The organism is Rummeliibacillus sp. TYF005 (genome assembly GCF_003844195.1).
In the GTDB taxonomy this organism is placed as follows: Bacteria; Bacillota; Bacilli; order Bacillales_A; family Planococcaceae; genus Rummeliibacillus.
This window is the reverse complement of the sequence record NZ_ML122630.1, coordinates 1-2,247: the sequence shown is the minus strand read 5'-3', so window position 1 is coordinate 2,247 and position 2,247 is coordinate 1. Positions and strand designations below refer to the sequence as shown.

Below are 2,247 nucleotides of genomic sequence, written 5' to 3'. Positions count from 1 at the left end.
AAGAATTATTATTTACAAGCTCGATACTATAATTCAGAGAACGGTGCGTTTCTAGCACTTGATCCACATCCTGGAGATGATGATGAACCATTATCACAGAATGGGTATACGTATGGGAATAATAATCCAGTGATGCATGTGGACCCGAATGGGCGTATTGCAAAATATATTGCACAAATTTTGTTATTTTTAGCGAAACCTTTAATAAGAAAATATGGAGGTAAAGCTCTTAATAAAGCTCGTAAGTATATGGTGAAAAAGGCTCGAAAATATTTAAAAAAATGGGGTTCAAAGTATAGGATTGAGTCGAATGGTGGGGTATTATTAAAAATTATAGAAAAAGGAAAAGGACGTGTATTCTCCATAGATTTTCATAGGTTGCCTGGAATTGCATATATTAAAAAGTACGGTAAGAAAACAAAGAAACAATATAGTAAAGGTATATGGCATTATCACTTTAAAAGTGATACCCATTACATTATTGCTGAGTTAATTCCTAAAAACGTGTTTATAAAGACATCCTCCAAATATAAGGTGGTGTGGTAAATGAAATTTTTTTTAAGCAACTTTTTAATAGGTGATGACTTTTCTTATATTTTCAAAAATGAAAAAAGAGGATTGGTTGAATTTTCTTTTATTATTTCTCCTACTGAAGACCATTTATGTGAGAGATATAAGGTGTTTTTACAACAGTTTTTGAGAAAATTAGATAGATATCCACTATATATACATGTACTTGATGAATCAAATGACATCAGTATCTCAGAAATAGCCGAAATGAAAAAAGTTGGTCCAGGGAAATTTTATCATTTTGCAAAAATAGAAAATGAAGTGGAATTAGTTCAACATTTTCAAAAGATTTATTTAGATGCCTTTAATAACGAAAATGTTTTACTATCTTCCGAAAAATATGTAGAAATTGATCCAAACGGTGAAGTTGGTCAGTGTCGTTTCATTTTTGATTATAGGATGAATTATTTAGAAGAAAGATTTTATCTGTGGATTGGTTTTGATGGAATAGGCTGGGATTTTATCGCTAACTTTACCGATTATCCTTATAATGAATTACCTATTAAAAATGAAATGGACTTATGAAAATAAAAGTCTAATCATGTATGTGAAATATAAATGGGTGGCAGTTATAGAAGAAAGATCATATATCCTATAGAAATATCTAAATGTGTATCATATCAGGTGGATAGAGTTAAAACAAGTCGCACAATTTAACGATGCCAATCAAATTCAAAAGAAAAACAATACGGACTACCAATATGATGCAGATGGCAACCTATTACAGGATGAACACTTTAAGTACACCTATAATGAAGCACAGCGCTTAACAAGCGTTCAAACATAGAAGGCAACACAGTAGCCTCTTATACCTATGATGAAAATGGACTTCGCCTCACGAAAACAGTTGGCGATACAACCCATGAATACTTCTATAATGATGAAGTATTGGATATGGAAGTCGTCAAGAAAAATGGTGAAATTACCCAATGTCGTTCCTATGAATGGGATGGCTACACACCACTTGGACTAATCGTGAAAGAAAAAGAGGTATCCGGAAACTTCCAAACCAAAACGTACCAATACATCACCAACCAACGAGGTGATGTGTTAAGCATTCGTGATCAAGAGGACCAAGAAGTAGGTTCTTATCGTTACGATGCTTATGGAAATGTCTTATCCGTAGAAGGCGATGTGGCAAAAGACAACCCTATCCGTTATGCAGGTTACTATTATGATGAGGAAACCAAGAATTATTATTTACAAGCTCGATACTATAATCCAGAAAATGGAGCATTTTTAGCTTTAGACCCACATCCAGGGGATGGAGAAGAGCCATTGTCACAAAATGGGTATTCTTATAGGAATAATAATCCGTTTATGGATGTAGATCCCAATGGTTTAGCTAGTATGCGTACTCGAGATTTAGCATTGCTTATTAATGGAGTTGTCGCAGCAATTCCCCAGCTTAGGCCTGTAGTTAAAGCAATGTCAAGTAAAGCTTGGTATAAATTAAAAAATTTACTAAAGAAAAAGACGACTAAAGATAAGATAATTGAAGCCACATTTTCTGGGCTAAAAAAAGCGGGGATGAAAAAACCTACGGCAAAACAAGTAGCGGTAAATGTCATAAACTTTATACTTTCTGTAAAAAAATCTTCAATTGGTAATTATGCAGTAGCGTTATTAAAGAAAAAGTTAAAGACTTAGATTAAGTGCCAGTCACCAAAACAATTC

Annotated in this window: 4 protein-coding genes; all 4 read left to right on the top strand. The window is 33.3% G+C overall.

Features of this window, described 5'->3' with window-relative positions:
- A partial coding sequence (locus tag CW357_RS17895) for an RHS repeat domain-containing protein (RefSeq protein ID WP_124218805.1) occupies positions 1 to 546 on the top strand: 546 nt, incomplete at its 5' end.
- Positions 547 to 1,095, top strand: a complete 549-nt coding sequence (locus tag CW357_RS17890; RefSeq protein WP_124218803.1) for a hypothetical protein — start codon at positions 547 to 549, stop codon at positions 1,093 to 1,095. It begins immediately after the preceding gene.
- Between the two features lie 85 nt (positions 1,096 to 1,180).
- On the top strand, positions 1,181 to 1,357 hold the full coding sequence (locus CW357_RS18450; RefSeq protein WP_164489662.1) for a hypothetical protein: 177 nt from the start codon (positions 1,181 to 1,183) through the stop codon (positions 1,355 to 1,357).
- Between the two features lie 107 nt (positions 1,358 to 1,464).
- Entirely contained in the window at positions 1,465 to 2,220 is a 756-nt protein-coding gene (locus CW357_RS17885; protein WP_124218801.1) for an RHS repeat domain-containing protein, read from the top strand.
- Positions 2,221 to 2,247 lie beyond the last annotated feature (27 nt).

Excerpts from the sequence above, each read along its gene's own strand:
- CW357_RS17890 (WP_124218803.1), top strand. The coding sequence starts at position 547 with ATGAAATTTTTTTTAAGCAACTTTTTAATAGGTGATGACTTTTCTTAT.
- CW357_RS17885 (WP_124218801.1), top strand. The coding sequence starts at position 1,465 with ATGGAAGTCGTCAAGAAAAATGGTGAAATTACCCAATGTCGTTCCTAT.